Consider the following 26133-nt stretch of genomic DNA (forward strand, 5'->3'; position numbering starts at 1 on the left):
CGGTACGGACCTGGCGGCGGATGAGCGACGCGGAGCGGACATTTGGGGACACGGGAGGATGGAGCGATGGGACATCACGACATGCCGGAACTCGTGAAAATGGCGGCGGAACGTGAAGTGCCGGCGCGCGCGCGAGCGTTTTTGTACGAAAATGCGCGGCTGGTGGACCGGAGGCGGTACGAATTCTGGTTCGAGGGCGGGCCGAAGGAAGCGGTCATCGCGGCGCTCCGCGCGTACCAGAACCCGGACGGCGGGTTCGGCAACGCGCTCGAGGCGGACATTCGCTGCCCGCACAGCCAGCCCGCCGCGACGGAACTGGCGCTGGTCATGATGGACGAGATCGACCTCTTCGATCCGGAGGTGCTGGACGGGATCATCCGGTTTCTGCGCGGCATTACGCTGCCGGAGGGCGGCCTGCCGTTCGTCTTCCGGAATGCAAGCGATGATGCGTGCGCGCCGTGGTGGAAGACGGATCGCGACGACGTGCCCTCGATCAACCCGACCGGCCGCATCCTCGCCCTCCTGTACCGGCAGCGGGTGCGGACGGACATCTTCGCGGAAGAATGGTTCCGGAAGAACGAGGATTACGTCTGGAGCGTGATCGAGCGGGGCCAGCCGACGGGCTATCACGACGCGGTGAACTGGCTGGCGTTCCTGCAGCACGTGCCCGACCGGGAGCGGGCGCTCCCCCACCTGGCCGGACTGGATGTCTGGCTGGCCGGCACGGAGGCGATCGTGCGCGATCCGAAGGCCGAAGGCTACGTCCAGAAGGTGCTGGACTGGGCGCCGCGCCCGGACAGCTACGCGGCCAGGTTCGTGACGGAAGCCGAGGTGCGGGAGCATCTGGAGGCGCTGCTTCGCGAGCAGCGGGAGGATGGCGGCTGGCCGATCAACTGGCAGACGGTGAGCCCGGGCGCCGAGCTCGAATGGCGCGGCTGGCTGACGGTGGAGCGGCTGAAGACGCTGCGGGCATACGGGGTCATCTGAGCTGCCCGGCCGAACAACCCGGCGTGATAGGCCGGGGACGATTCCGGTTCCCGGCCGGCCAACGGGGAACGGCCGGCGGTGCGCCCGCCGCCGAACGGCCCTCGCGGGCTGCGCGAAATCTGCGCATTCGGCGGCGGGACGTCATATATATCTGGTAAGCGGGACACAAATGCTGCGGACGCGGGCTGAACGAACAACCGTCGGGATACGGGTCGAACGAACAACGGAAAGCAAGCGCTTCCAATCTTTTTTCAACGGCATCTTTTCCAAGAAAAAGACGAAAGCTCCAAACTTTTTTTTGAGAATTTGCAGGAATCCGTTCATTTTTGTCGTATTGGATAAGATGCTTGTCTTTTTTCCCAACGGAATCTTTCTCATCTGAATGAAAATGCGGGGGTACTCGATCCATGGTTGTTCGCTCTTTTCAACTGTCGGATTACCGGGCCGTATCGGAGCTGATGGAGACCGTCCTCTCCGAAGCCTGCTGTGAAGAGACGCGCGAAGCGTTCGCCCGCCAGCTCGGGTGGGACAGCGATTTGATTCTGGTTGCGGAGATCGACGGCAACATCGCGGGCTTCATCATCGGCACGATCGACAGGGACCGCGGCTATTACTACCGGATCGCGGTTCATCCGGACTACCGCGGCCGGGGATGCGCGAAGGCGCTGATCCAGGGCCTGAAGGTCCGATTCGAGCAGCGCAAGGTCACGCAGGTCATGGTCGCCGCGGACGAGCACAACCAACCCCTCCTTCCGTTGTACGAAGCGTTGGGCTACAAGGCGCAGGATTTCCGGCATTCGAACCGGAAACTCGCAATCATGGCGGGTTGACAGCCGGCCCCGGAAGGCGAAAATGGAACGGATTTTTCCACGGCATATGTTGCGAGCCTTGCTTTCGGCCGCAAGATATGCTTTTCTATTCTCAGCGCATTTTGGTGACGGTGGCGGTCGGAGGGTGCCATGAACAATCCGGCGGAGATCACGGATGAAGGCGGACGGGCGCGGCGCGGGGCGCCGGCCGGCCGGATCCGCGAGCTGCTCGAGTGGATCCGGTCGCTCGCCATCGCGGTCGTCGTCGTCGCCGCGCTGAAGCTGTTCGTCTTCGATCTCTCGATCGTGCACGGCATCTCGATGGAACCGACGCTGCGGCCGGGCGAGCGGCTGTTCGTCAACAAGATCGGCTATCTGCTGGGCGAGCCCGGGCGCGGCGACATCGCCGTGCTGGTCGATCCGGCGCCTTCCCCGGGCGGCGGCAAGTACATCGTCAAGCGGGTGATCGGCGTCGCGGGCGACACGATCGAGATCCGCGGCGGCGCGCTCTATCTGAACGGCGAGCGGCTCGCCGAGCCCTATACGGACGTCGCGATCGCCGGCCCCGATTTCGGACCGCTGACGGTCGAGCCGGGGAAGGTGTTCGTCATGGGCGACAACCGGCGGAGCGGCGCCAGCAAGGACAGCCGTTCGTTCGGCACGGTGCCGGTCGGCATGCTGCGCGGCAAGGCGGAATGCATCCTCTGGCCGATTTCGGGCTGGAAGACCCTGTAGGGGAGACGCGGCACGTGAAAGAAGTGACGATTTACACGGACGGCGCATGTTCCGGCAACCCGGGGCCGGGAGGCTGGGGCGCCGTTCTCTTCTATGGATCCCATCGCAAGGAAATATCCGGCGGCGAGCCGATGACGACGAACAACCGGATGGAGATCACCGCTGTCGTCGAGGCGCTGAAGCAGCTCAAGGAACCCTGCGCCGTAACGGTTTACAGCGACTCCGCGTACGTCGTGAACTGCTTCCGGCAGAACTGGATCGAAGGCTGGCTGAAGAACGGCTGGCGGAACAGCAAGGGCAAGCCGGTGGAAAATCAGGATCTCTGGCGGGAGCTGTGGTCGCTCATGCAGCGGCACCGGGTATCCTATGTGAAAGTGAAGGGCCACAGCGACAACGAATGGAACAACCGGTGCGACGAGCTGGCCAGGGCCGAGATCCGGCGGTGGTCGCAGCCGGGCTGACAAAGGGGGCTTGGGTCCGCCATGACCGCCGTGACGGAGCGGCCCGCGGCATTCTACGCCAATTTGAAGGCGGAGATGAAAGCGGCGGCGGGGTCGCTCGGCATCGACAAGATCGGCGTCGCCTCGGCGGAGCCGTTCGACGAGCTCAGGGCGAGGCTGGAGCGGCACCGCTGGCTCGGCCGCGAGTCCGGCTTCGAGGAGCCGGACCTGGACAAGCGTACGAACCCCGCGCTGCTGATGGAGGACGCCCGTTCGATCATCGCGATCGCGGTTGCCTATCCGTCCAAGCTGCGGGACGCGCCGAAGTCGGAGCCGGGAGCCCGCCGCGGCATCCTGTCGCGTTCGGCCTGGGGCCGCGACTACCACGAGGTGCTGCGCGACCGCCTGGCCCGGCTCGAGGCATGGCTGCGCGAGCGGGTGCCGGAGCTACGGGCGCTTTCCATGACGGACACGGGCGCGCTCGTCGACCGCGCCGTCGCCGAGCGGGCGGGCATCGGCTGGAGCGGCAAGAACTGCTCGATCATCACGCCCGAATTCGGCTCCTGGGTGTATCTCGGCGAGATGATCACGAACCTGCCGCTGCCGCCGGACCAGCCGGTCACGGAGATGTGCGGCGCGTGCACGAAATGCCTCGACGCCTGCCCGACCGGCGCGCTCGTCGGACCGGGCGAGCTGAACGCGCAGGCGTGCGTCTCGTACCTGACGCAGACGAAAGGGTTCCTGAGCGACGATGCGATGCGCAAGATCGGCAACCGGCTGTACGGCTGCGACACGTGCCAGATCGTCTGCCCCGCAAACCGCGGCATGGACTGGACGCATCACGAGGAATTCCGGCCCGACCCGGACACGGTGAAGCCGCTGCTCGTGCCGCTTCTCAAGATGGGCAACCGCGAGTTCCGGGAGCGGTTCGGTTCGTCCGCCGCCGCCTGGCGGGGCAGGAAGCCGATCCAGCGCAACGCGGTCATCGCGCTCGGCCATTTCCGGGAAAAGTCGGCGGTGCCGGATCTCGTCCGCGTGCTCATGGACGATCCGCGTCCGGTGCTGCGCGGCACGGCCGCGTGGGCGCTCGGGCGCATCGGCGGCTCCGATGCGGAGCGGGCGCTGCGGGAAGCGCTGGAACGCGAGGCCGATCCCGAGGCCGCGGAACGAATCCGGGCCGCGCTGGCGGTGCTCGAAGGGTCAACGGATCAAGACAGGCGGGAGGTGTGAAGATGATGCGGAAGACGGCTGCGGCCGTTCGATACATGGAGATCGATTCGCCCCTCGGTCCGCTCGTCCTGCTCGCGGCGGACGGCCGGCTGTGCCGGCTCGATTTCGGCCGGATGGAAGAACGGGCGCCGGCCCTGCACGCCTGGGCGGCCGCGAGCGGCCTTGACGGCGGCTTCGTCCACGCGCCGGACGACCCGCTGCTCCGGAACGCGGCGGCGCAGCTCGCGGAATATTTCCGCGGCGAGCGCTTCCGCTTCGAGCTGCCGACGGCGATGTACGGCACTCCCTTCCAGCGGGCCGTGTGGGCGGCGCTCGCCGCCATCCCGTACGGGGAGGTCCGCTCCTACAAGGCGCTCGCCGCGGCGGTCGGCCGTTCGTCGGCGGTGCGGGCGGTCGGCGGGGCGAACAACCGGAACCCGCTGCCGATCATCGTGCCGTGCCACCGGGTCGTCGGCGCGGACGGGGCGCTGGTCGGCTATGCCGGCGGGCTGGAGGCGAAGGCGCGTTTGCTGGAACTGGAACGGCGTTATGCGAACGCGGCCCGGCCGCTCGCGGGCGTGCCGTGACGCGGCGGCATGACGGATCGTACTTGCAAGACGTTGCTTGCGGAAAGGGGGGCGGCCGAATTGAACGCGTGGGACATCATCCTTCCGATTCTGACGCTGATCGTCGGCCTGATCGGCGGATTTGCGGGCGGCGTTTTCTACCTGCGCCGGCAGTTCATCAAGATGCAGAACGATCCGGAAATGCTTCAGAAAGTGGCGAAACAGATGGGTTACAATTTGAACAAGCAGCAGCTGCAACGCGCGCAGCAAATGATGAAGCGGGGGAACTTCCGCCGGAAATGAGGCGGCGGCGTGCCTCCGGGGGAGGCGTTCATCGACATGGCAGGCGTGAAGGAATATGCAAACCGGCACGTGCAGGAGAACCGTGCCGAGCTAGAGCGGATCGTCCGGGAAATGCTTCGGTTGATCGGGGAAGATCCCGACCGGGAAGGGCTGCTTGAAACGCCGGCCCGCGTCGTGCGGATGTTCGAGGAGATCTTTGCCGGCTACTCGGTCGACCCCGGCGACGTTCTCGGCGTCACGTTCGACGAGCAGCATGAAGAGCTCGTGATCGTGAAGGACATCGTCTATTACAGCCAGTGCGAGCACCATCTCGCGCCGTTCTTCGGCAAGGTGCACATCGGCTACCTCCCGAGCGGCAAAATCGTCGGCCTGAGCAAGCTGGCGCGGCTGGTCGACGCGGTTACGCGCAGGCTGCAGGTGCAGGAGCGCATCACGAGCCAGATCGCGGACATTCTGGAGGAGAGGCTGCACCCTCACGGCGTCATGGTCGTCGTCGAAGGCGAGCATCTGTGCATGTGCGCCCGCGGCGTCAAGAAGCCGGGCAGCAAGACGGTCACCTCCGCGATCCGCGGGGAGTTCCGGGAGAGCGCGGCGCTGCGGGACGAGTTTCTCCGACTGATCCGGATGTAGAGGCAAAAAGAGGACGGCGTCACCGGGACGGGAGCGCGTTCCGGCCGGGACGCCGTTTCTTTTTTGTCGGCGAAGGCCATGTCTTCAGTCGGACGGCCCGCCCCCCTGCCCGGGAAGCGGGCCGCCGGATCAGTACGGCTCCCACCGCAATTGCGACGCCTTCGCGAACCGCTCCTCGACGTACGGCCAGTTCACGACGTTCCACCAGTCCCGGATGTAGTCGGCGCGGCGGTTCTGGTGCTTCAAATAGTACGCGTGCTCCCATACGTCGAGCGGCAGGAGCGGCACGACGTCCCATTGCGACAGGTTCTGGTGTTTCTCCGCCTGCAGAATCTCGAGCCGGCCGCTGCGCGGGCTCCAGACGAGGATCGCCCAGCCGCCGCCCTCCACCTGTTCCGCCGCCGCGGAGAATTGGCGTTGGAACGCCTCGAAGCTGCCGAAACTGTCGTCGATGGCCCTGGCGAGCGCGCCCGTCGGCCGTCCGCCGCCCCGGGGAGCCATCACGTTCCAGAAAATCGTGTGCAGATAGTGGCCGGCGCCGTTGAACGCGAGCTCCCGCTCCCAGTGCTTCACGAGATCGAACCGGCCGGAAGCGCGGGCTTCCCGCAGCGCGAGTTCCGCCCGGTTCAGGCCGTCGACGTAGGCGCGGTGGTGCCGGTCGTGATGGATGCGCATCGTCGCCTCGTCGATGTACGGCTCGAGCGCGTCGTAGGCATAAGGCAGCGGCGGCAGCGTGTGCCCGCCGATCGGCACGGTGCGGTACACACCGTCGGGACCGGGACGGGCCCGGTCATTCCGGTCGTCCGGCCGGGCCAGGTCCTCCGCGTCCCGGTCCTGCCGGGCGCGTTCTTCGCCACCGCGGTTCCATTCGACGCGGTGCTCGCCGCCATCGGCACGGCCGGTGCGCGACTCCCCTCCATGGTCCTGTCCCGTGCGCTCCACCCTGCCGTCGTCCCGTCCGGTGCGGCTATCACCGCCCTCATCGGGCGCGGCGCGTTCTTCCCCGTCCGAATCCTCTTCGCCGCGGTCCTGCCGGTCGTCTTCCGCCCGCCCGGCGTCCCCCGGGCGATCGTCCGTCCGTTCGGGTCCATGGCGTTCCGCATCCGCCGCCCCGCCGCTTCGTTCCGTATCGAACGCTCCGCCTGCCGTCTCGGGCCGGAGGAGCCGCGGCTGTTCCGGACGCGGCGTCCGGTACGTCCGTTCCGTCGCTCCGGCCATTCTGGACCGGGCGTACTCGGCCGCCTGCGCGAGCGCGTCCGCCTCCTCCGCGCGGCCGCTGTTCCGGGCGCCGTCCGCGAGCCGCCGGAGATGGCCCGCGAACGCCTCGGTCTGCGCGCAGGCGGCTTCGAACAGGGACCGGCCGTACGGCTCCGGGATCGATGCGTAGCCGTATCCGGACGCCTCCGGCCGCGCCGCCCGCGCCTGGAGCCAGTATTCGGCGCACCGCGCCGTATAGTCGAAGACCGGCACCCAATCGGCGAGCAGCCGGGCGCCGGACGGATTGAACGCCGCGATCCGCCGGGACAATTCGGCGGCCATCTGCAGTTCCTCCCGCTTCCAGGCGGCGATTTCCGCCGCCGGGTCGGCCGGCGGCGCGTTCCCGCTCCACCTCACGTCGCGCCATTCCTCCTTCCGCTGACACCCCTCGATGCGGATGCATCCTTCGGATGCATCCCCAAGAGATGTATTCGCGGAACGGGTTATCCTATGCCCGCGAGAAAGGCGGCGACGCGCCGCAGGTATTCTCCGGTATGCGTGCGGAACATCAATTCGTGCCGGCCGCCCGGCACGATCCAGACCGCCGACTGCGGGTGGCGCTGGCTCGCGGCGATCGCCTCGGCGATCGCGACCGGCGCCTTCTCGTCGTCCGTCCCGTGGATGAGCAGGATCGGCATGTCGTAGGCGGTCCGCTTGATCCGGTCGGCCGGTATGCCGGCCAGCCGGGTGCCCGCCCAGAGCGGAAAAAATTTCTCGACCAGCGCGGGCCGCGGAAATCCGTCCACCGGCGACAGTTGCGCCAGATTCAGCGCGAGCGTATCGGGTTCGGCGATGAACGTGCTGTCCAGAATCATCGCCGCGATGTCGTCCGTGAGGAACGCGGCCTGCAGCGCCGTGCCGGCGCCCATCGAGAACCCCCAGACGACGATCCGGTCCGCGCCGGCCTCCGCCGCGTATTCGATGACGCGGACGAGCTGGCGCGATTCCGTGACGCCGCCCGTGGCCGGCGCCCGGTCTTCGGCGGAGGCGAAGCCGTAATCGAACAGGATGACGTTGTAGTCCATGACATGCATCGCCTCGGCCAGATCGTACATCGGCACCCAGGGCTCTTCGCGGTTCGTGCCGTAGCCATGGCTGAAGACAATCGTGCGGGTGCCGCCCGACGGGGCGGGAATGTGCCAGCCGTTGACGGCCGGAACGCCGTCCGACGCGGGGATGCGAAAGTCGGAATACGGGAGTCCCTTGGCTTCGAACGGATTGGAAGCCAGCGGCGCGACGGGAGGATAGGCGAGCCGCCAGGCCACGTATGCGTGGAGGGCCGTGAAGGCGAGCAGCGCAAGCGCCGTCAGGGAGGCGAGCGCAATGGCGAACTTCAGGCGCCGTCTGCGGCCGGACGCCGCCGGGGCGCCCGGGCGGGCCGGCGGGCCGCCGGGCAGGACGGGCAGCCCCGGCCCGCCTGCGGGACCGCTTCCGGGCAGCAGCGCGGGACCCGGCAGCGCCGCCGGATTCCCGGCCGGAATGCCGGCTTCCGGATGCATGACCGTCGAGCGCATGCGGCATCGCCTCCCCGGATCGCATCATGTAAGCGCTTGAAATTTCGGTTGCCTCTATCGTAGGGGAGCGCGCCGGCCGTGTCAATTTGCGGCGACAAGATGTTAGGAAAGCGTAATCTGTATGTAAAAAAAGGACCAGCATATCCCTCCGCTGCCAGCGTTTCCGGCCCGGCCGCAGCGTGTTCCCGTGTCCGCCTTCGCCGTCCGCGGTCCGTTCCCGTGCATGCCCGCGCCGTGTTTCCGGCTTGTCTGCGGTCCGTTCCCGGGATTGCCCGCCCCGTGCTCCCGCCGCCGGCGGCGTTTCCCCGTGTCGCCGTCTTCCCGTCACCGGCCCGTCCGCAGCGCAACGGCACGTTCGCGCACATTCTCCGGAAGGCCTATGGCCCGCGGCCGGGAAGTGATTTATACTGTATGGTATCGAGTTTCATGGTACGAAACATCGCTCGGTGGCAACCGGGAGGCGATTCTTGTGACGGACGACGGAAAATCGACGGTCCGCGCGGTCGAGCGCGCGCTGGACCTGTTGTTGCTGTTCCTCGAGCGGGCCGAATGGTCGATGACCGAGATGGCGGAGCGGACCGGCCTGCACAAAAGCACGGTGCACCGCATGCTCGCCACGCTGGAGCGGAAAGGATTCGTCGCGCGGGACCCGCTGACCGAGCGGTACCGCATCGGCATGCGGATCTGGGAGCTGGCGGCGAACCAGGCCTCGGGAGACGATCCGGCCTCCCTGCTCCTGCCCGAAATGGAGCGGCTGCGCGACATGCTCGGCGAGACGGTCAGCCTGTACGTCCGCGACGGCAAGGAGCGGATCCGGATCCAGGCGGTGCAAAGCAACCAGCCGGTCCGTCGCGTCGCCCCGGTCGGCGCCCGCCTGCCGCTCTATGTCGGCGCATCGAGCAAGGTGCTGCTCGCCTGGAGCGACGAGGAGACGCTGCGCCTCGTGCTCGACGATCCCGACTGGCCGGCCTCGATCGACAAGGAGGCGTTTCTCGGGCAGCTCGCCGAGATCCGTGAGTCCGGCTACGCGACGAGCTTCGAGGAGCGCGAGCCCGGCGCGGCGGCGGTGTCCGCGCCGATCCTGGACCGTTCGGGCCGTCTGATGGCCGCGCTTTCCGTCTCCGGTCCGTCGGGCCGGCTCACACCGGAAGTCATGCAGTCGTACGTGCCGGCCATCCGCGAGGCCGCGCGCCGCATGGGCATGATGCTGGGCAAATAGGGGGAGCTGATCGAAAGCGGCAAAAAAGGCTTCCCGCCCGGACGAGAAGCCCGGGGGGAAGCCTTTTTGCGTCGCGTGCGCGCCGTTCCGGCGTCAGCTTGCGATCATCTGACGGAGCACCGTCTGCAGAATGCCGCCGTTGCGGTAGTAGTCGATGTCGACGTAGGAGTCGAGCCGGACGGTGACCGGGAACTCGAACTTGCTGCCGTCCTCGCGGGTCGCGACGACCTTCACCGTGTCGCCCGGCTTCAGGTCGTTCGTCAGGCCGACGATGTCGAACGTCTCGCGGCCCGTGATGCCGAGCGATTTCCAACTGTCGCCGTTCCGGAACTGCAGCGGCAGCACGCCCATGCCGACGAGGTTCGCGCGGTGGATGCGCTCGAAGCTTTCCGCGATGACGGCCTTGACGCCGAGCAGGTAGGTGCCCTTCGCCGCCCAGTCGCGGGAGCTGCCCATGCCGTACTCCTTGCCGGCGATGACGATGAGGTTCGTGCCGTCCGCCTTGTACTTCATCGCGGCGTCGTAGATCGGCATCACTTCGTCCGTCGGCAGATACTTCGTCACGCCGCCCTCCGTGCCCGGCGCCACCTGATTCCGGATGCGGATGTTGGCGAACGTGCCGCGCATCATGACCTCGTGGTTGCCGCGGCGGGATCCGTACGAGTTGAAGTCCTCGCGCTTCACGCCGCGCTCGATCAGGTATTTGCCCGCCGGGCTGTCCACCTTGATGCTGCCGGCCGGCGAGATGTGGTCGGTCGTCACGTTGTCGCCGAGCAGCGCGAGCACGCGGGCGCCGGTGATGTCGGCGAGATCCTTGACGCCCTCATGCAGGTTCTCGAAGAACGGCGGGTTCGCGATGTAGGTCGAGTTCTCGTCCCACTCGTACGATTCGCCCTGCGGCACCGGGATCTCGTTCCAGCGCTTGTTCTGCGTGAACACGTTCGCGTACTTCGCGCGGAACATGTCCGGCGTGAGCGACTTGTTGATCGCGTCCTGGATCTCCTGCGACGACGGCCAGATGTCGCGCAGGTAGACCGGCCGGCCTTCCGGATCGTGGCCGATCGGATCCTTCGTCAGGTCGATGTCGACCGTGCCGGCCAGCGCGTAGGCGACGACGAGCGGCGGGGACGCCAGATAGTTCGCCTTGACTTGCGCGTGGACGCGGCCTTCGAAGTTCCGGTTGCCGGAAAGGACGGAGACGACCGTCAGGTCGTGGTCGGCGATCGCCCGGCTCACTTCATCCGGCAGCGGACCGGAGTTGCCGATGCAGGTCGTGCAGCCGTAGCCCGCGATGTAGAAGCCGAGCTTCTCGAGCGGTTCGAGCAGGCCGGCCTTCCGCAGGTAGTCGGTGACGACGAGCGAGCCCGGCGTCAGCGACGTCTTCACGTACGGCGGCACCTTCAGGCCGCGCTCGACCGCCTTCTTCGCGACGAGGCCGGCGCCGATCAGGACGGACGGGTTCGACGTGTTCGTGCAGCTCGTGATCGCCGCGATGACGACCGAGCCGGTGCCGAGCTTCGACACTTCGCCGTTCGGGTGCTTGACCTCCACGGTCTCGGCGATCTTCTCCTCGTCGAGGCCGTAGCCGCCCTGGTCGATCGGCGTGCGGATGATCTTGTTCCAGGATTCCTTCATCGCCGACAGCTCGATCCGGTCCTGCGGACGCTTCGGTCCGGCCAGGCTCGGCACGACCGTCGACAGGTCGAGCTCGATGATGTCCGAGAAGACCGGATCCGGCGTGTCGTCCGTGCGGAACATGCCCTGCGCCTTGTAGTAGGCTTCAACGAGCGCGATCTGTTCCTCGCTGCGTCCCGTCTGGCGCAGGTAGTCGAGCGAGATGTGGTCGACCGGGAAGAAACCGATCGTCGCGCCGTATTCAGGCGCCATGTTCGCGACCGTCGCGCGGTCCGGCAGGCTGATGTTCGACAGGCCCGGGCCGAAGAATTCGACGAACTTGCCGACGACGCCCTTCTTGCGGAGCATCTGCGTCACGGTCAGCGCCAGGTCGGTCGCCGTCGCGCCTTCCGCGAGCTTGCCCGTCAGCTTGAAGCCGATGACCTCGGGCATGACGAAGTAGAGCGGCTGGCCGAGCATGCCGGCTTCCGCCTCGATGCCGCCGACGCCCCAGCCGACGACGCCGAGGCCGTTGATCATCGTCGTGTGCGAGTCCGTGCCGACGAGGGAGTCCGGGAAGACGAGCGTCTCGCCGTCCACTTCCTTCGTCGCGGCCACGGTCGCGAGGTATTCCAGGTTCACCTGGTGCACGATGCCCGTTCCCGGGGGCACGACGCGGAAGTTGTCGAACGCCGTCTGCGCCCAGCGGAGGAAGCGATAACGTTCGCCGTTCCGCTCGAACTCGAGCCGTTCGTTCGTCTCCTGCGCGTCGGGCGTGCCGAACGCGTCGACCATGACGGAGTGGTCGATGACGAGGTCAACCGGCACGAGCGGGTTGATCCGCTTCGGATCGCCGCCCGCCTTCTTCACCGTGTCGCGCATCGCCGCGAGGTCGACGACGACCGGCACGCCGGTGAAGTCCTGCAAGACGATGCGGGCGGGGATGAACGGGATTTCCTTGTCCTGCCGGCCGTCCGCCCAGGAGGCCAGCATCTTCACATGCTCCTTCGTGATCGCGCGTCCGTCGAACTGGCGGACGGCGGCTTCGAGCAGCACCTTGATCGAGTACGGAAGCTTCGAGATGCTGCCGAGCCCTTGCTCCTCCAGCCCCTGCAGCCGGTAGTAGGCGTATTTCCTGCCGCCGACTTCAAGGGTGGAGCGGATGCCGTAAGCATCTTGCAGCGCCATGAAACGTAACCTCCTTGCCCAAGATGAATCCAATGCCGCGATTTGTTCACTCCGGATCCCGGTTGTTTCATCTAGTGAAACTCAATTTCATAATCGCGCCATATACCTAGTATATCGCCTGCGCGGGTCAACGTAAAGCCCGATTTTGCCGCACCCGCCGCGATTCATGAAACCGCCGCGCGGCACATATACATGAAGCGATCCGCTTCCCGTCCCGCGGACTTCGGGTCCCGGGGAATCCGAGACGATGCGGCCGGAGGGAGGATGGGGCGGCATGGCGCTTAGTAGCGGAGCCGGCCGGCGTCCGCCGGCGCTGGACGGCTGGCGGGCGGCCGTGCACGAATACGTGAAGTGCGTGAACGAGGCGGAGATCGACATGACGATTGCGCCGCTCTTGACCGTGGCGGATGACGGGCGCCATCTGGAGCGGCTCGAGGCGCGCCTTGCGCGCATGCGCGAGCGGGAGCGGCTGCGCGGCGCACGACCCGAGCGGCATGAAGCCCGGGCGGAACTGCTGGCGATCCGGGAAGACGGCGATACGGCCGCGGTCCGCCTCAAGCTGCACCTCAAGCGAAGCTTGTCCTTCGGAAAAGCCGCCTATACCGAGGAAAAAATGGAGATCGAACGCATCCGGCTCGAAAAACGCGGCGGCATCTGGCGCGTAACCGCCATCGAACCCGAGATCGCGGAACTGCGGCCGGAGGATGCGGGGACGCAGCGCGAGCGGTCCGCGGACGAAGCCGGCGGATCCGCAGGGGACGACGGGCCGGCGCTTCCGCTTCCTTATATAAACAGCCGGCTGCTGCCGCATTTCAACGGGTTGCGCGCGGGCATCCCCTACCGGAGGGATCTCGCGGCCGCCTACGCCGACCGATGGTGGAACGAGCCGAATCCGGCTTACGAGACGTTCGCGGTGAATTGCACGAATTATGTGTCCCAGTGCCTCTTTGCAGGCCATGCTCCGATGAACTATACTGGTAGAAGGGATTCGGGCTGGTGGTACAAGGGGCGCAGCGGCGGCCGCGAGCTGTGGAGCTACAGCTGGGCGGTCTCGCATGCGCTTCAATCGTATTTGGCGAGGGGCGCGTCCAGAGGGCTGCAGGGCGTGCAGGTCGATTCGCCGACGGACCTCGCGCTCGGAGACGTCATCTTCTACGACTGGGACGGCGACGGGCGCTTCCGCCACACGACGATCGTCACCGCCTTCGACAGCGCGGGGATGCCGCTCGTCAATGCGAACACGACGGCCAGCCACCACCGCTATTGGGATTACCGCGACTCTTACGCCTGGACGGAACGGACGCGGTACAGGTTCTTTCACATCGCGGACGAATTCTGACCGGCAGGCTGCGGGGAATCATTGAGAGACCGGAGGATGGACATGGGGAACAAAATACGGGTAGGGCTTGTCTACGGCGGACGTTCGGGGGAACACGAGGTGTCGCTGCAAACCGCGTTCTCCGTGATGCAGGCGTTCGATTACGACAAGTATGAAATCCAGCCGTTCTATATCACGAAGCAGGGCATCTGGCACGCCGGTCCCGCGCTTTCGGCACCGCCGGAGCACATCGGCCTCATCCGTTATGACGAAGCGGGCGGCGCCGCGTCGCCGCAGATGCTGCTGCCGATGTTCGAGCGGATGGCCGCGCCGGCCAAGGCGCCGGCCGTGCAAGCGAACGCGGCGGACGCGCCGGAACGGGCCGTGGCTTCCGCTTCCGGATCCGCCGGACGGCTGGACGTCGTCTTCCCGCTGCTGCACGGCACGTACGGCGAGGACGGCACGATCCAGGGGCTGCTCGAGATGGCCGGCATTCCGTATGTCGGTGCGGGCGTGCTCGCCTCGGCCGTCGGCATGGACAAGATCATGATGAAGCGGGTGTTCGCGCACGAAGGGTTGCCGCAGTGCGTGTTCCGGCATTTTACCCGGACGCAGTGGGACAAGGACGCGCAATATTTCATCATGGAGATCGAGGTGTCGCTCGGCTATCCGTGCTTCGTCAAGCCGGCCAACCTCGGTTCGAGCGTCGGCATCTCGAAGGCCTACAACCGCGAGCAGCTGATTCGGGCCGTCGAGCACGCGTTCCGCTACGACCGCAAGGTGCTGGTCGAGGAGTTCGTGAACGCCCGCGAGCTCGAGGTGAGCGTGCTCGGCAACGACGAGCCCTGCGCGTCGGTCGTCGGCGAGATCATCCCGTCGAACGATTTCTACGACTACAACGCGAAATATGTCGACGGCAAATCCGTCTTGAAAATTCCGGCCGACATTCCGAAGGAGACGGCGGAACAGATCCGCGAGATGGCGCTGCGCGCGTATCAGGCGATCGACTGCTCGGGGCTCGCGCGGGTCGACTTTTTCCTCCGGAAGGAAGACGGGCGCATCTTCATCAACGAAGTGAACACGATGCCGGGCTTCACGCCGTACAGCATGTATCCGCTGCTCTGGAAGGAGTCCGGGCTGTCCTATCGCGAGCTGATCGACCGGCTGATCGCGCTCGCGTTCGAGCGCCACGAGGCCCGTCAGAAGCTCGTCTACGGCGAATGAGGCGACACATCCCCCGGGAGGGATTCCGATGGGCTTTGCGACCGAATTCAACTCCGTCTGCACATTCGAATCCGAGCATGAGTTGTACGAGCTCCTCGAATACGGCAAGTGCAAGATGACCAAAAGCGGATTCCGCGTCTACCCGACCGGCCAGAAGGTGATCGCTTTCACGCCGGACAACCGGGCGATCGCGATCGTCCGGATCACCGCGTCGATCGCGGAAATCAGTTTCCAGGGCGAGGAAGTGACCGCGGTCGAGATGGATCTGGTACGCCGGCTGACGGAGGAAGAGGCGCGCGTGCTGACGGCGTTGGCGGAGGAGATGGCATTCGGCGGGCAGGCGTGAAGGCGAACCTGCGGGATATGGAACGAGACGGGGCGCCGCGGGAAATGCCGGGCGTCCGGCGGCGCGCCGGCGCGGTGCCGGGCGGATCCGGGGCGGCGCACCTTCCGCGCGGCTCAAAACGGGACAAGCTCCCGCGGGCGGACGAGCATTTTCGGCGGAATGTGAAGGGTGCCACTTGAAATCGTTGTCAGAATCCGTTACGTTGGACGAAGGACAACACCAGGGAGGAGAGTCGGTTCATGGGCGGTTTGCTTGAGGGCAGGAACATCGTCGTCATGGGAGTGGCGAACGAAAGGAGCATCGCCTGGGCCATTGCCCGGTCGCTCAAAAGCCAGGGCGCCAACCTCGCGTTCACCTACGAGAACGAGCGCGTGGAAGAGCGGGTGCGCAAGCTTACCGACACGATGCCGGGCTCCCTCGTCCTGCCGTGCAACGTGGCGAGCGACGAGGACATCGACCGGCTGGCCGGCGCGCTGCGCGAGTCGTTCGGGGTGCTGCACGGCCTCGTGCACAGCATCGCTTTCGCGAAGTCGGAAGAGCTGGACGGCATGTATGTGAACACCTCGCGCGCGGGTTTCGCGCTGGCGCATGACATCAGCGTCTACTCGCTGACGGCGGTGGCGCAGAAGCTCCACCCGCTCATGACCGAAGGCGGCAGCATCGTGACGATGACCTATCTCGGGTCCGAGCGGGCCATGCCGAACTACAACGTGATGGGCGTGGCGAAGGCCGCGCTCGAGGCGTCCGTCCGCTACCTGGCCGCGGACCTCGGCCGGTACAACATCCGCGTCAACGCGATATCGGCCGGTCCGATCCGGACGCTCGCGGCGAAGGGGATCAAGGATTTCAACTCGATCCTGCGCGTGGTCGAGGAGAAGGCGCCGCTGCGCCGGACGACGGACCCGGAGGAAGTCGGGGACACGGCGATGTTCCTGATGAGCCATCTGTCGCGCGGCATCACGGGCGAAGTCATCTACGTGGACAACGGATACCATATCGTCGGCGCGTGACGCGGCGGCGTCGGAACGCCGCGGCGCACGGGCCGGCGCAAGCAAACGGAAAGGCGACTGAAACCGCATGATCATCGCCGTCATCCTGCTCCTGTTGGGACTCATCGCCGCCGTGTTCGGCAGCATCGTCGGCCTCGGCGGCGGTGTCATCATCGTGCCTTCGCTGATCCTGTTCGGTCCGGTGCTGACCGGCGGGCCGGTCGGCCACGACACGGCGGTCGGCACGTCGCTGGCCGTGCTGATCTTCACCGCGCTCGCGTCGACGCTGTCCTACATGAAGGACCGGCGCGTCGACTTCCGCATCGCGTGGCTGCTGTTCGCGACGAGCGGTCCCGCCGCGATGATCGGGTCCGCCCTGACCGGGCGGCTGCCCGCCGGGCCGTTCCGGATCGCGTTCGGCGTCTTCATGCTGCTGATGGCGGCGCTGCTCATCCTGCGCGACCGGCTGAAGCCGTCCCCGCGCCGGTGGCCGATCCGCCGCGTCTGGACCGACGCGGGCGGGAATGCGCACGCGTACGGCTTCGCGTACCTTCCGGGACTTGCCATCGGTTTTCTCGTCGGCCTCGTCTCCGGATTGTTCGGCATCGGCGGCGGGTCGCTGTTCGTGCCGGTCATGGTCTTGCTGTTCCAATTCCCGCCGCATGTGGCGACCGCAACCTCGATGTTCGTGATCTTCCTGTCATCGCTGCTCGGCAGCAGCGTGAAGGCGGCGCTCGGCGAGATCGACTGGCTGCTTGCGGCGGCGCTGCTGCCGGGGGCGTGGATGGGCGGCAGGATCGGCGCACGGATCGCGCGGCGCCTGTCGGGGCAGGGGCTGCTCTGGCTCCTGCGCGCGACGTTGCTGGTGCTCGCGATCCGCATGATATGGGACGGGATCGGCTCTCTGTAACGGCGCACATCGGCGGGCTTGCCGCTTCGGCGGTCATCTTGTTGCACGGGCTTCAGGACGGAAAAGGTGGGGAGTTCATGAGCGATTCGGACAACCGGCAGGTCATCGGCCGCAAAAGCTTCGCCGCCGTGGCGATCAACTGCGCGGCGAAGGCGGGCGAATGGATCAAAACGAAGGTGGGCGGCTACTCCACCCTGAACCACAAGACGTCGCACAGCGATCTGGTGACGGAAGTGGACAAGGGTTCGGAGAACCTGATCCGGAGCCTGATTCTGACGCATTTTCCGGATCACGCCGTCCTCGGGGAGGAGGGCGTCGAGCCGGGACCGGAGGCTTCGATAGCGGCGATCAATGAACTGAAGGACGCGGAATATCTGTGGATTGTCGACCCGATCGACGGGACGACGAACTTCGTGCACGGATTTCCCTTCTTCTCCGTCTCGATCGCGCTGGCACACCGGGGTGAGGTCATCCTCGGCGTCGTCTACGATCCGTCGAAGGACGAGCTGTTCATCGCGGAGAAGGGCAAGGGCGCCTATGTCCGCGGCCGGCGCATGCAGGTGTCCCGGGAGGAAAAACTGCGCGACAGCCTCGTCGCGACGGGCTTCCCGGCCGACCGTGACGGCGCGCTGTTGCTGAACATGCGGCAGCTCGAAGCCGTCGCGCCCCGGGTGCGGAACGTGCGCACGGCCGGGTCGGCGGCGCTACATCTCGCTTATGTTGCCGCGGGCCGGCTCTCCGCGTTCTGGGAGATCGGTCTGAACAGCTGGGACATCGCGGCGGGTGCCCTGCTCATCCAGGAGTCGGGAGGCGTCGTCACCGATTTGGAAGGCAATCCGTACCATCTCGGCGTGCGCGACGTCGTCGCGTCGAACGGCGCCGTGCACGACGAGCTGCTCAAGGTTCTGCGCTCGGCGTCGGCGGAATAAACGGCCGCGCCCCTTGCGATACTGGACACTGTGCGGCAGGGATGCCGCGGCGGGCGGCGCAGGCTGCATACGGCATCTTGCGGGAAGGTGAGTCGCATGGACGATCGTGAGGAGCGGCGGGAAGGCGGCCGCGCGGCGCGCGGACCGGAAGCGGACGCGGAGCGGCTGCTCGCGGAACGGCTCGGGGACGGGCCGGTCGACGAACCCGACCGCGAGGAGCTTGTCCGGTTGAACCTTCCGCCGAAGTACGAAGTGCGGATTCAGACCGAATACGACCCGATCGTCGAGGAGACGAAGCGGTACCGCAGCATGGCGCGCGAGATCGACGGCCGCTACGACCGCTTCATGATCCGGCTCGACGAAGGCGGGAAAGACAAGAACGGTGACAGCGGGAAAGGGCGGGACGAAGAGCGGTGAGGCGCTCTTCATCCTGCCTGTTTTTTCGCCTGCGGGGCGGCGAGGCGGGCGTCGCGGGAGACGGCGGACGCGGGCAGGGCGCCGGCGGCGCCGGCCGCTTCGGCCGCGGAGACGTGCGGCGGCTTCGCGTTGGAGGATGCCGGCTGCTTCAGGCCGCCGTTCCGCGGCTCCTCTGCGAGCGACGGGTCGGTCCGGCAATCGGCGTTCAGCTTCGCGCCGCCCTCGATCACATATCCCGCGGCCGCCACGTCGCCGTGCATTTCGCCGGTCCTCAAGAGGGTGAAGCGGCCGTGCGCCGTCACGCTGCCGTACAGCTTGCCCGCCACGGTGACGCCGCGGGCCGTGACGTTGCTGCGCACGACGCCGGATTCGCCGATCACGACGTCGCCCCGACAGACGATCTCGCCGGTGAATTCGCCTTCGATCCGGAGGCCCGCATCGCATTCGATGCGTCCCTCGACGGTCGTGCCCCGGCCGATCAGCGTATCGGTCACGGGAGCGGGGCGTTTCCTGCGCATGCCTACTCCTCCTTCACAAGCTCAAGATAGTCGAGCGGGTTCACGCTCTCCCCTTCCCTGGCGACCGCGAAATGCAGATGCGGTCCGGTGCTCCGCCCCGTCGATCCGAGCGAGCCGATCCGTTCGTTCCGCTTCACGGCGTCGCCGGGTTCCACGTCGACGGACGACAGGTGGTAATACCGGCTGGTCAGCCCGTTCCGGTGGGCGATCACGACGTACCGGCCGCGGGTGTTGTCGATGCCGGCGTCTTCGACCGTTCCGTCGCCGGCTGCGTAGACCGGATCGCCCGCCCGACCGGCGATGTCGATTCCGTCATGGAACACGATCTCCCCGGTAAACGGATCGCGGCGGTATCCCCAGGTCGACGTGATCCGGCGGGACCGGGTCGGCCAGGCGGAGGGCAGGGCGTCGGCTTCCATCCGCCTGAGCCGCTCCGCCTCGATCCGGCGCTCCATCGACCGTTCCAGCTCGTCAACCATCCCCGTCAGCGCGCGCAAATCGGGATTGTCCGCGTGCATCATCCGGATCATCCGGGCGGCGGTCGCTTCCGGCGAGGCGGGACCGTCCGCGGTTCGATCCGGATCTTCCGGCCCGCGCGCGGATGCATCCGTTCCGCCGGGGCTGTCCGCAAATGCGCTTGCGCTTCCGGGGCCGTCCGCGGATGCGCCTGCACCGTCGGTCCTGTCCGGTCCGGCCGCGTTCTGCGCTGCATCCGTTTCCGGCGTCGCCGCATCTTCCCCTTCCCCGTACCGGTCGAAAAACCTCTCCAACCGCCGTTCCAGTTCCCGCAAGTCCTCCAGCCGCCGCTCGAGCGCCCCCTGCTGGTCGGACAGCGCCTGCATTTCCGCTTCCAGCGCGCGGATCCGTCCGTCCTTCGCCGCCATCGCTTCCCGGTGCCGGACGCTCTGCTCGGCCAGCTCCCGCCGAAGCGCGTCGAGCTGCCACGCGGCGCGAAGCTGCAGGGCGGCCAGCACGGCGGCGAACAGCAGGAGCAGCGCCGCGGGCGCCGCATAGACGACCCGCCGGCGGATCCGGAACTGGCGCACGCGCTGGTCGGGACCGCGCATGACGATCAGCGACCACCGGATCGAATCCCTGTCCCTCAAGCCGCGGCGCCCCCCGTCCGGTGCTGGTGTGCTCGCTCACTAGTTATTTATTTCTGTCCGAAGGGAAACATGTCACGGGACAAGGGCATACTAGAGAGACGACCTGTCTGGAAAGGGGCGGTAGGCATGGTCTGGCCGTGGCTGGCGGCGGCCGTCATCGTCTGGTGGGCGGAAGCCGTCGCCGTTCTCGCAGCGGAGCACCGGCGTCCGGAGCGCGCGGCGGCGTGGCTGCTGGTTCTGCTCGCGCTGCCGATCGTCGGCATCCTCCCGTTCCTGCTCAGCCGGGGGAAGGCCGGCGCCGGGGATGACGGGCCGGACGCAAGGGGAACGGGAGTCGCCGGGGCTAACGGATCCGGGTCCGGCGGGGGCGAGGGCGTCGGCGGGGCCGCCGCAGGCCGTCCCGGCCGGGGCGAAGGCGGCGGAAACGCCGGGGACCCGATGCCCGCGCGGCGCTCCGTGGCGGCAAACGACGACTTTTCCGGGGACGGGCGGCTCGGACGGGCGCTGCGGGCGATTGCGAAAGCGCCGATCACCGGCTGCAACGGGGTGGAAATCCTGACGGACGGGGAAGCGGCGTTCCGGGAGATGTTCGCGATGATCGACAAGGCCGAGCATCACATCCACGCGGCCTTTTACATCCTGCGCGAAGACGGCGTCGGGCGCAGGTTCCGGGATGCGCTCATCCGCAAGGCGCGGGAAGGCGTGCAGGTGCGGCTCATCTACGACGGCATCGGCAGCCGGAAGCTGCGCCGGGCGTACCTCCGCGAACTGGAGGCGGCCGGCGTGCGCGCGCGCTGCTTCCTGCCGCCCGGAGCCGCGCTGCTGAGCCGCCGCATCAATCACCGCTACCACCGCAAAATCATCGTCGTCGACGGCAAGTCCGGCTTTACGGGCGGCATCAACATCGGCGACGAATATTTGGGGATGGACAGGAAGCTCGGCTGCTGGCGCGACACGCACCTCAAGCTGGAGGGGGACGCCGTGTACGATCTGCAGAACGCATTTGTCCGCGACTGGAAGCTGGCGTCCGGCGAAACGCTGGACGATCCGGCCTACTGGCCGCCGCACGCCTGCACGTCGCGCGAACGGATGCAGATCGTCTCGTGCGGCCCGCACCCCGGCGGGGACGAGATCCACGACAGCCTGCTGGCCGCGATCGGCGCCGCGCGGGAACGCGTCTGGATCGAGACGCCGTATTTCGTGCCGGATGAAGGTCTGAAATCGGCGTTGAGGATGGCGGCGCTCGGCGGTGTGGACGTGCGCCTGATCGTGCCCGGCGTCTCCGATTCGCGCCTCGTGCAGGCCGCGACGCTGTCCCACGCGGCGGACCTGGAGGAGGCCGGCGTCAAGGTGTACCGGTACCGGAAGGGGTTCATCCATGCGAAGGTGATGATCGTCGACCGGCTGCTCGCCTCGGTGGGCACGGCGAATCTGGACATGCGCAGCTTCTACAGCAACTACGAGCTGAACGCACTGCTGTTCGACGGGAAGCCGATCGGGCGGCTGGAGGAAGATTTCCGGCAGGATCTCGCGGATTCGCGCGAGGCGACGGCGGAGGAGCTGCGCGGGACGTCGGCCGGCGCGCGGGCGGGCCGGGCGCTGGCGCGGCTGCTGTCGCCGCTGCTGTAAGACCCGTCCGCATTCCGGGCTGCCCCTTTGCTGTGACGCCCGACCGCAAACCGGGCTGCCGTCCCTTGCTGTGAAGCCCGGCCGCGACCCGGGCTGCCGCCTTGGGCCGTGACATCGGCCGCATCCCGTGTTTGCCCGTCTCTAACCGCCGCGGCGCCCGCGGATGAATTCGTAGATCGGCCGAAGGTTCTGGCGCGGCGTCCGTTCGAGCAGATCGCCGAGCCGCGCGAGGCGCGGGCCGATCGTGTGCAGGTTGAAATCCTCGGGCCTGGCGTCCGCCCGCACCTCGTCCCATGTGAGCGGCGTCGAGACGGTCGCGGCCGGGCGGGCGCGGGGCGTGTACGGCGCGGACAGCGTCTTGCCCGCCCAGTGCTGCAGATAGTCGAAGTAGATGCGGTCCCCGCGGTTCTTTTTCAGCCGTTCGATCGTGAACAGCTCCGGATGTTTCCCGACCAGATACTCGCCGACGAACCGGCCGATGGCGCGCAACTCGTCGAAGGTGAGATCGGGCTCGACCGGCACGACGATCTGCACGCCCGTCGCGCCGGACGTCTTCGGCACGGACGCGACGCCGAGGGTTCGGAGCAGTTCTCCCGCCAGCCACGCCGCCTCCATGATGCGCGGCTCCTCTTCCCGCGACGGATCGAGGTCGATCACCCATTCCGTCGGGCGCAGCGGCTCGCCGATCCGGTCGAACGAGGCGTGAAACTCGAGACAGGCGAGGTTGCCGAGCCAGATGAGCGTCGGCAGCGAGTCGAGCACGACATGGCGGACGCCGTTCCGCTCGGCGGTGCGCACGAAGGGGGGCAGCGGTTCGGGGGCGTACTTTTGATAGAAAGAGTCGCCGTGAATGCCGTTCGGATAGCGGATGACCGTCAGGTAGCGGCCTTCGCAGTGCCGGATGAGATACGGGGCGAGCTCCGCGAGCTTCTCCAGGTAGCGCAGCTTCGTGATGCCCGCCTCCGGCCAGAGCATCCGGTCCGGATTGCTGATCGTCAATTGTTCGCCCTGCACCGTGATCGTGCCCGACGGGGTGCTTGCCATGTGCCGAACCTCCCGTACCGCGGCCCGCGCTCCGGCTGCTGTCTCCGGCGGTGTTCGGGCCGTCTCAAATGGTTGCGTTGATTGGAAGCGTCCACGACGATTGCGCCGTTGCGAGGAGTCGACGACCGACCGACGGACCAATGTTGGCAAGGAGGCCTTGCGCATGGAACCGATCGTGCCGTTCGAGCCGGTCGCCGCGGAAGACATTCCGACGGGACCGCGATGGGTCGCCCAGATCAAATGGGACGGCGTGCGCATGCTCGTGTATTTCGACGGCGCCTCCACGAGGCTCGTGAACCGGAGGCTGCACGAGCGGACGATGCAATATCCCGAACTGGCCGACGCGCGCCGCTATCTCCGGGCGAAGTCGGCCATCCTCGACGGCGAAATCGTCGCCTTCGACGGCGGGAAGCCGTCGTTCCACGAGGTGATGCGCAGGGACGGCATTCGCAGCGCGCGCGCCGTGTCGGCCGCCGTCCGCGAAATCCCGGTCGCCTACATGGTGTTTGACATCCTGTATCTGGACGGCGAATGGGTGACCGGGCACAGCCTCGAGGAGCGGCAGCGGCTGCTCGGGCGCACGCTCGAACCCTGCGACAACGTCCGGCTTGTCGAGAACGCGGCCGACGGCGCAAGGCTGTTCGAGGTCATGCGCGCGCACGGCATGGAAGGCATCGTCGTGAAGGATCTCGCCAGCACCTACGCGATCGGCGGCAAGGACGGGCGCTGGCGCAAAATCAAGGTCAGGCGCGATCTGACGGCCGTCGTGGGCGGCGTCACGTATGACGGCGGGCTGGTGAACGCGCTGCTTCTCGGCCTGTACGACCGGCAGGGGCGCCTGCACTACATCGGCCACGCGGGATCGGGCCGGCTCACCGTTCGGGATCGGGCCGGGATCGCCGCCGCGGCGGAGCTGATCCGCTCGCCGGACTGCCCGTTCGCGGCGAAGCCGCCGCGCAGCGCCGGCGCAGTCTGGCTCCGGCCGCTGCTCACGGCGAAGGTCCGCTACCTCGAGTGGACGCCCGGCCGGACGCTCCGGCATCCCGTGATCGAGGCGGTCGGCACGGGACAGGCCGAAGCCTGCACGTTCGACCGGATCGACGACGCGGCCGATCCCGCGGCGGACTGACCCCGGGGCGGTTTGAGCATGGCGCCGGACTGTGGTAACGTAAGAGCCAGGAGGATGGAGCTTCGGGTACGAGGAGGCGACGCGGGCATGACCTTCAGGGACCACGTTTTGCATAGCGCCGCTTTTCCGCCTTCCGGACGCGGGAGCGCCGTCCGGCCGGACGATCCGGCCGGATCGGGCCTGGCCCGCCGTTCCGGCACACTCGTGGACCGGTTGATCCACTACGGCCTGATCGTCTTCGGAAGTGTACTCGCGGCGGTCGGTCTGGAGTTGTTCCTGAGACCGAACGGGGTGGCGACCGGCGGCATCGCCGGCGCCTCGATCATCGCCGCGCATTTGACCGAGATGCAGCTCAGCCTCGTGCTGTTCCTGTTCAACCTGCCGTTTCTGCTCGGCCGGAAGGCCGCGAACCGGCGTCAGGCGCTGCGGATGCTGCTGCCGGTCGCGCTGATCGCGCTGTTCACGCACTATCTGCATCCGGTGCCGGCGGTCTCCGACGATCCGCTGGCGGCCGCGCTGGGCGGCGGCACGTTCCTCGGCATCGGCATCGGCCTCATCCTGCGGCAGGGAAACTTTGACGAGCTCGCCGCGTCCGCGCCGCTTCGGCCGGCGTTTCGCCGGTTCGACGCCGGCGCCGCGATCTTTGCCGCGAATCTGGCCATCCTGCTGCTCGCCGGCTTCGTGTTCGGCGCGAACCAGGCGATCTATTCGATCATCGCGCACGTGCTGGCCTATTTCATGCTGGAGGCGGGGTATACCGGCATGTCCCCGGTCAAGCGGCTGCGCGTCCGCAGCGCCGTCCTTTCCCGGCTGCGGGAAGCCTCGGAACGGGAGCTCAGGGTCCGCTGGACCGGGGCGGACGACGGCGTGACGGCGATCGTCGACGTCTACCGGCGTGACGTGAAGCCGCTGCGCGAACTGCTCGCCGCGCTCGACCCGGACGTCGAGATCGAAGGCGTCCGGTACGACAGGGCGAGGCGGCTCCGGCCGTTCGTCTGAGGCCCGCCGCGCGGATTCAGCACCAACGCGGCCCGGGGACCGGTTCCGGTTACGGGACCGGTTCTTTCTTTGCGGCGGCGGCTCTGCGGCCGGAGCCTTTGGCGGCCTTGCCGGAGCCCTCCGCCCCGGCTGCCGCGCCGGCCGGTCCGGTCGCCTGCCCGTCCGTCGGCGACGCGCCCGTTCCGGCAGCCTTCGCCTTTTTCGTCTCCGGCGGTTTCTCCGCCAATGGGGCGGGGCCGGCCTTCGCCGCGCCCGCCGCCTCGAGGCTCGCCTGGAGCGCCGCCATCAGGTCGATGATGTTCGTGCGCTCCCGCTCCGGCGCGACGTGCACCTCCTCGCCCGCGATTTTCGCCTGGATCGCCTCCATGAGCCGCTCCCGGTATTCGTCCCGGTACTTCTCCGGCTCGAACGGGCCGGTCAGATGGTCGATCAACAGCGTCGCCAGCTCGAGCTCTCGCTCGTTCACGATCGTCTGCTCCGGCAGCCCCGGCACCTGGGATACGGGCCTCACTTCGTCCGGCCAGGCGATCGTCTCGAGCACCAGACAGTTCCCGATGAACCGGACGGCCGCCAGGCTTCCCTTCGAGCGGATCGCGACGTTCGCGATGCCGATCCGCCCGGTCCGCTTCATCGCCTCGAGCAGCAGGCTGTACGCGCCCGCCCCCGCTTGATCCGGTGCCAGATAGTACGATCGCTGGAAGTAGATCGGGTCGATCTCCCGCATGTCGACGAAGTCGAGGATGCGGATCGTCTTCGACGTCTCTTCCGCGAGCGCGTCCAGCTCCTCCTTTTCGAACAGCACGAAGCGTCCTTTTTCGTATTCGTATCCCTTCGCGATCTCATCGTTCGCCACTTCCTTGCCGCAGTTCCGGCACGTGCGCACGTAGGCGATCGGACCGCCGCATTCCCGGTGAATCATGCGCATCGCGATGTCGCGGTCCTCGACCGCGGCGAACATTTTGACCGGCACGTGCACAAGACCGAAGCTGATCGCGCCTTTCCACACCGTATGCATGTTCGTCCCTCCCGCTTGTCTTGACCGCCGGAAAACCGGCCGCGTGAACCTCCTTCCCTGCCTTTCAGCGTGCCCATCATGCATGAAAA

Annotated in this window: 26 protein-coding genes; 19 read left to right on the top strand and 7 right to left on the bottom strand. The window is 67.2% G+C overall.

Annotation, left to right across the window (positions count from 1 at the left end):
• The first annotated feature begins 66 nt into the window (after window positions 1-66).
• From A9Z00_RS11045 to folE, 8 genes are all read left to right on the top strand, one after another.
• A complete protein-coding gene (locus A9Z00_RS11045; RefSeq protein ID WP_296977159.1) occupies window positions 67-987 on the top strand; it encodes a prenyltransferase/squalene oxidase repeat-containing protein in 921 nt (306 codons plus the stop codon).
• 407 nt (window positions 988-1394) lie between these two features.
• Window positions 1395-1817, top strand: a complete 423-nt coding sequence (locus A9Z00_RS11050) for a GNAT family N-acetyltransferase (protein ID WP_296977160.1) — start codon at window positions 1395-1397, stop codon at window positions 1815-1817.
• Between the two features lie 129 nt (window positions 1818-1946).
• Window positions 1947-2531 carry a signal peptidase I gene (gene lepB / locus A9Z00_RS11055; RefSeq protein WP_296977161.1) on the top strand — a complete coding sequence of 195 codons (585 nt, stop codon included), beginning with the start codon at window positions 1947-1949 and terminating at the stop codon, window positions 2529-2531.
• A gap of 14 nt (window positions 2532-2545) precedes the next feature.
• On the top strand, window positions 2546-2992 hold the full coding sequence (gene rnhA / locus A9Z00_RS11060) for a ribonuclease HI (protein ID WP_296977162.1): 447 nt from the start codon (window positions 2546-2548) through the stop codon (window positions 2990-2992).
• 75 nt (window positions 2993-3067) lie between these two features.
• Window positions 3068-4201, top strand: a complete 1134-nt coding sequence (queG, locus tag A9Z00_RS11065) for a tRNA epoxyqueuosine(34) reductase QueG (protein ID WP_483316299.1) — start codon at window positions 3068-3070, stop codon at window positions 4199-4201.
• 2 nt (window positions 4202-4203) lie between these two features.
• Window positions 4204-4767, top strand: coding sequence for a methylated-DNA--[protein]-cysteine S-methyltransferase (locus A9Z00_RS11070; RefSeq protein ID WP_296977164.1), 564 nt, complete (start codon window positions 4204-4206; stop codon window positions 4765-4767).
• 60 nt (window positions 4768-4827) lie between these two features.
• The gene (locus A9Z00_RS11075) at window positions 4828-5049 is read left to right on the top strand and encodes a YneF family protein (protein WP_296977165.1); all 222 of its coding nucleotides are present in this window, start codon (window positions 4828-4830) and stop codon (window positions 5047-5049) included.
• Between the two features lie 36 nt (window positions 5050-5085).
• A complete protein-coding gene (folE, locus tag A9Z00_RS11080) occupies window positions 5086-5679 on the top strand; it encodes a GTP cyclohydrolase I FolE (protein ID WP_296977166.1) in 594 nt (197 codons plus the stop codon).
• Between the two features lie 129 nt (window positions 5680-5808).
• On the opposite strand, the gene A9Z00_RS11085 is transcribed toward folE, so the two are convergent.
• Together A9Z00_RS11085 and A9Z00_RS11090 are read right to left on the bottom strand one after the other, a co-directional pair.
• Window positions 5809-7293, bottom strand: a complete 1485-nt coding sequence (locus A9Z00_RS11085; protein ID WP_296977168.1) for a Fe-Mn family superoxide dismutase — start codon at window positions 7291-7293, stop codon at window positions 5809-5811.
• 86 nt (window positions 7294-7379) lie between these two features.
• Window positions 7380-8450, bottom strand: coding sequence for an alpha/beta hydrolase (locus A9Z00_RS11090; protein WP_296977170.1), 1071 nt, complete (start codon window positions 8448-8450; stop codon window positions 7380-7382).
• A gap of 469 nt (window positions 8451-8919) precedes the next feature.
• Between A9Z00_RS11090 and A9Z00_RS11095 the strand changes: the two genes are divergently transcribed.
• Window positions 8920-9669, top strand: coding sequence for an IclR family transcriptional regulator (locus tag A9Z00_RS11095; RefSeq protein WP_296977171.1), 750 nt, complete (start codon window positions 8920-8922; stop codon window positions 9667-9669).
• Window positions 9670-9762: 93 nt separating this feature from the next.
• On the opposite strand, the gene acnA is transcribed toward A9Z00_RS11095, so the two are convergent.
• Window positions 9763-12471: an aconitate hydratase AcnA gene (gene acnA / locus A9Z00_RS11100; RefSeq protein ID WP_296977173.1), complete on the bottom strand. Its 2709-nt coding sequence runs from the start codon at window positions 12469-12471 to the stop codon at window positions 9763-9765.
• Between the two features lie 274 nt (window positions 12472-12745).
• Between acnA and A9Z00_RS11105 the strand changes: the two genes are divergently transcribed.
• The 7 genes from A9Z00_RS11105 to A9Z00_RS11135 all read left to right on the top strand — a co-directional run bounded on the left by A9Z00_RS11105 (window position 12746) and on the right by A9Z00_RS11135 (window position 18604).
• Window positions 12746-13810: an amidase domain-containing protein gene (locus A9Z00_RS11105; RefSeq protein WP_296977175.1), complete on the top strand. Its 1065-nt coding sequence runs from the start codon at window positions 12746-12748 to the stop codon at window positions 13808-13810.
• A 42-nt stretch (window positions 13811-13852) separates the two neighbouring features.
• The gene (locus A9Z00_RS11110; protein ID WP_296977177.1) at window positions 13853-15013 is read left to right on the top strand and encodes a D-alanine--D-alanine ligase; all 1161 of its coding nucleotides are present in this window, start codon (window positions 13853-13855) and stop codon (window positions 15011-15013) included.
• Between the two features lie 28 nt (window positions 15014-15041).
• The gene (locus A9Z00_RS11115; RefSeq protein WP_296977179.1) at window positions 15042-15359 is read left to right on the top strand and encodes a hypothetical protein; all 318 of its coding nucleotides are present in this window, start codon (window positions 15042-15044) and stop codon (window positions 15357-15359) included.
• Window positions 15360-15598: 239 nt separating this feature from the next.
• On the top strand, window positions 15599-16369 hold the full coding sequence (gene fabI, locus A9Z00_RS11120) for an enoyl-ACP reductase FabI (protein WP_296977181.1): 771 nt from the start codon (window positions 15599-15601) through the stop codon (window positions 16367-16369).
• A 67-nt stretch (window positions 16370-16436) separates the two neighbouring features.
• Entirely contained in the window at window positions 16437-17258 is an 822-nt protein-coding gene (locus A9Z00_RS11125) for a sulfite exporter TauE/SafE family protein (protein WP_296977183.1), read from the top strand.
• Window positions 17259-17335: 77 nt separating this feature from the next.
• Window positions 17336-18187, top strand: a complete 852-nt coding sequence (locus A9Z00_RS11130; protein WP_296977185.1) for an inositol monophosphatase family protein — start codon at window positions 17336-17338, stop codon at window positions 18185-18187.
• 96 nt (window positions 18188-18283) lie between these two features.
• Window positions 18284-18604: a hypothetical protein gene (locus A9Z00_RS11135; RefSeq protein WP_296977188.1), complete on the top strand. Its 321-nt coding sequence runs from the start codon at window positions 18284-18286 to the stop codon at window positions 18602-18604.
• Window positions 18605-18612: 8 nt separating this feature from the next.
• On the opposite strand, the gene A9Z00_RS11140 is transcribed toward A9Z00_RS11135, so the two are convergent.
• Together A9Z00_RS11140 and A9Z00_RS11145 are read right to left on the bottom strand one after the other, a co-directional pair.
• Window positions 18613-19122, bottom strand: coding sequence for a bactofilin family protein (locus A9Z00_RS11140; RefSeq protein WP_296977190.1), 510 nt, complete (start codon window positions 19120-19122; stop codon window positions 18613-18615).
• 2 nt (window positions 19123-19124) lie between these two features.
• Complete coding sequence (locus A9Z00_RS11145; RefSeq protein WP_296977193.1) at window positions 19125-20228, bottom strand: M23 family metallopeptidase; 1104 nt, start codon at window positions 20226-20228, stop codon at window positions 19125-19127.
• Window positions 20229-20354: 126 nt separating this feature from the next.
• Here A9Z00_RS11145 and cls point away from each other — a divergent pair, with 126 nt between their 5' ends.
• Entirely contained in the window at window positions 20355-21857 is a 1503-nt protein-coding gene (gene cls, locus A9Z00_RS11150; RefSeq protein ID WP_296977196.1) for a cardiolipin synthase, read from the top strand.
• A gap of 141 nt (window positions 21858-21998) precedes the next feature.
• Here the strand turns inward: cls and ligD are convergent, their stop codons facing one another.
• Window positions 21999-22901: a non-homologous end-joining DNA ligase gene (gene ligD, locus A9Z00_RS11155; RefSeq protein WP_296977198.1), complete on the bottom strand. Its 903-nt coding sequence runs from the start codon at window positions 22899-22901 to the stop codon at window positions 21999-22001.
• Between the two features lie 163 nt (window positions 22902-23064).
• Between ligD and A9Z00_RS11160 the strand changes: the two genes are divergently transcribed.
• Both A9Z00_RS11160 and A9Z00_RS11165 read left to right on the top strand, forming a co-directional pair.
• The gene (locus A9Z00_RS11160) at window positions 23065-24030 is read left to right on the top strand and encodes an ATP-dependent DNA ligase (RefSeq protein ID WP_296977201.1); all 966 of its coding nucleotides are present in this window, start codon (window positions 23065-23067) and stop codon (window positions 24028-24030) included.
• 87 nt (window positions 24031-24117) lie between these two features.
• Window positions 24118-25029: a YitT family protein gene (locus A9Z00_RS11165; RefSeq protein ID WP_296977203.1), complete on the top strand. Its 912-nt coding sequence runs from the start codon at window positions 24118-24120 to the stop codon at window positions 25027-25029.
• A 49-nt stretch (window positions 25030-25078) separates the two neighbouring features.
• On the opposite strand, the gene ku is transcribed toward A9Z00_RS11165, so the two are convergent.
• On the bottom strand, window positions 25079-26044 hold the full coding sequence (gene ku / locus A9Z00_RS11170; protein ID WP_296977206.1) for a non-homologous end joining protein Ku: 966 nt from the start codon (window positions 26042-26044) through the stop codon (window positions 25079-25081).
• Window positions 26045-26133 lie beyond the last annotated feature (89 nt).

Source organism: Thermobacillus sp. ZCTH02-B1 (assembly GCF_002159085.1).
Classification (GTDB): Bacteria; Bacillota; Bacilli; order Paenibacillales; family Paenibacillaceae; genus Thermobacillus.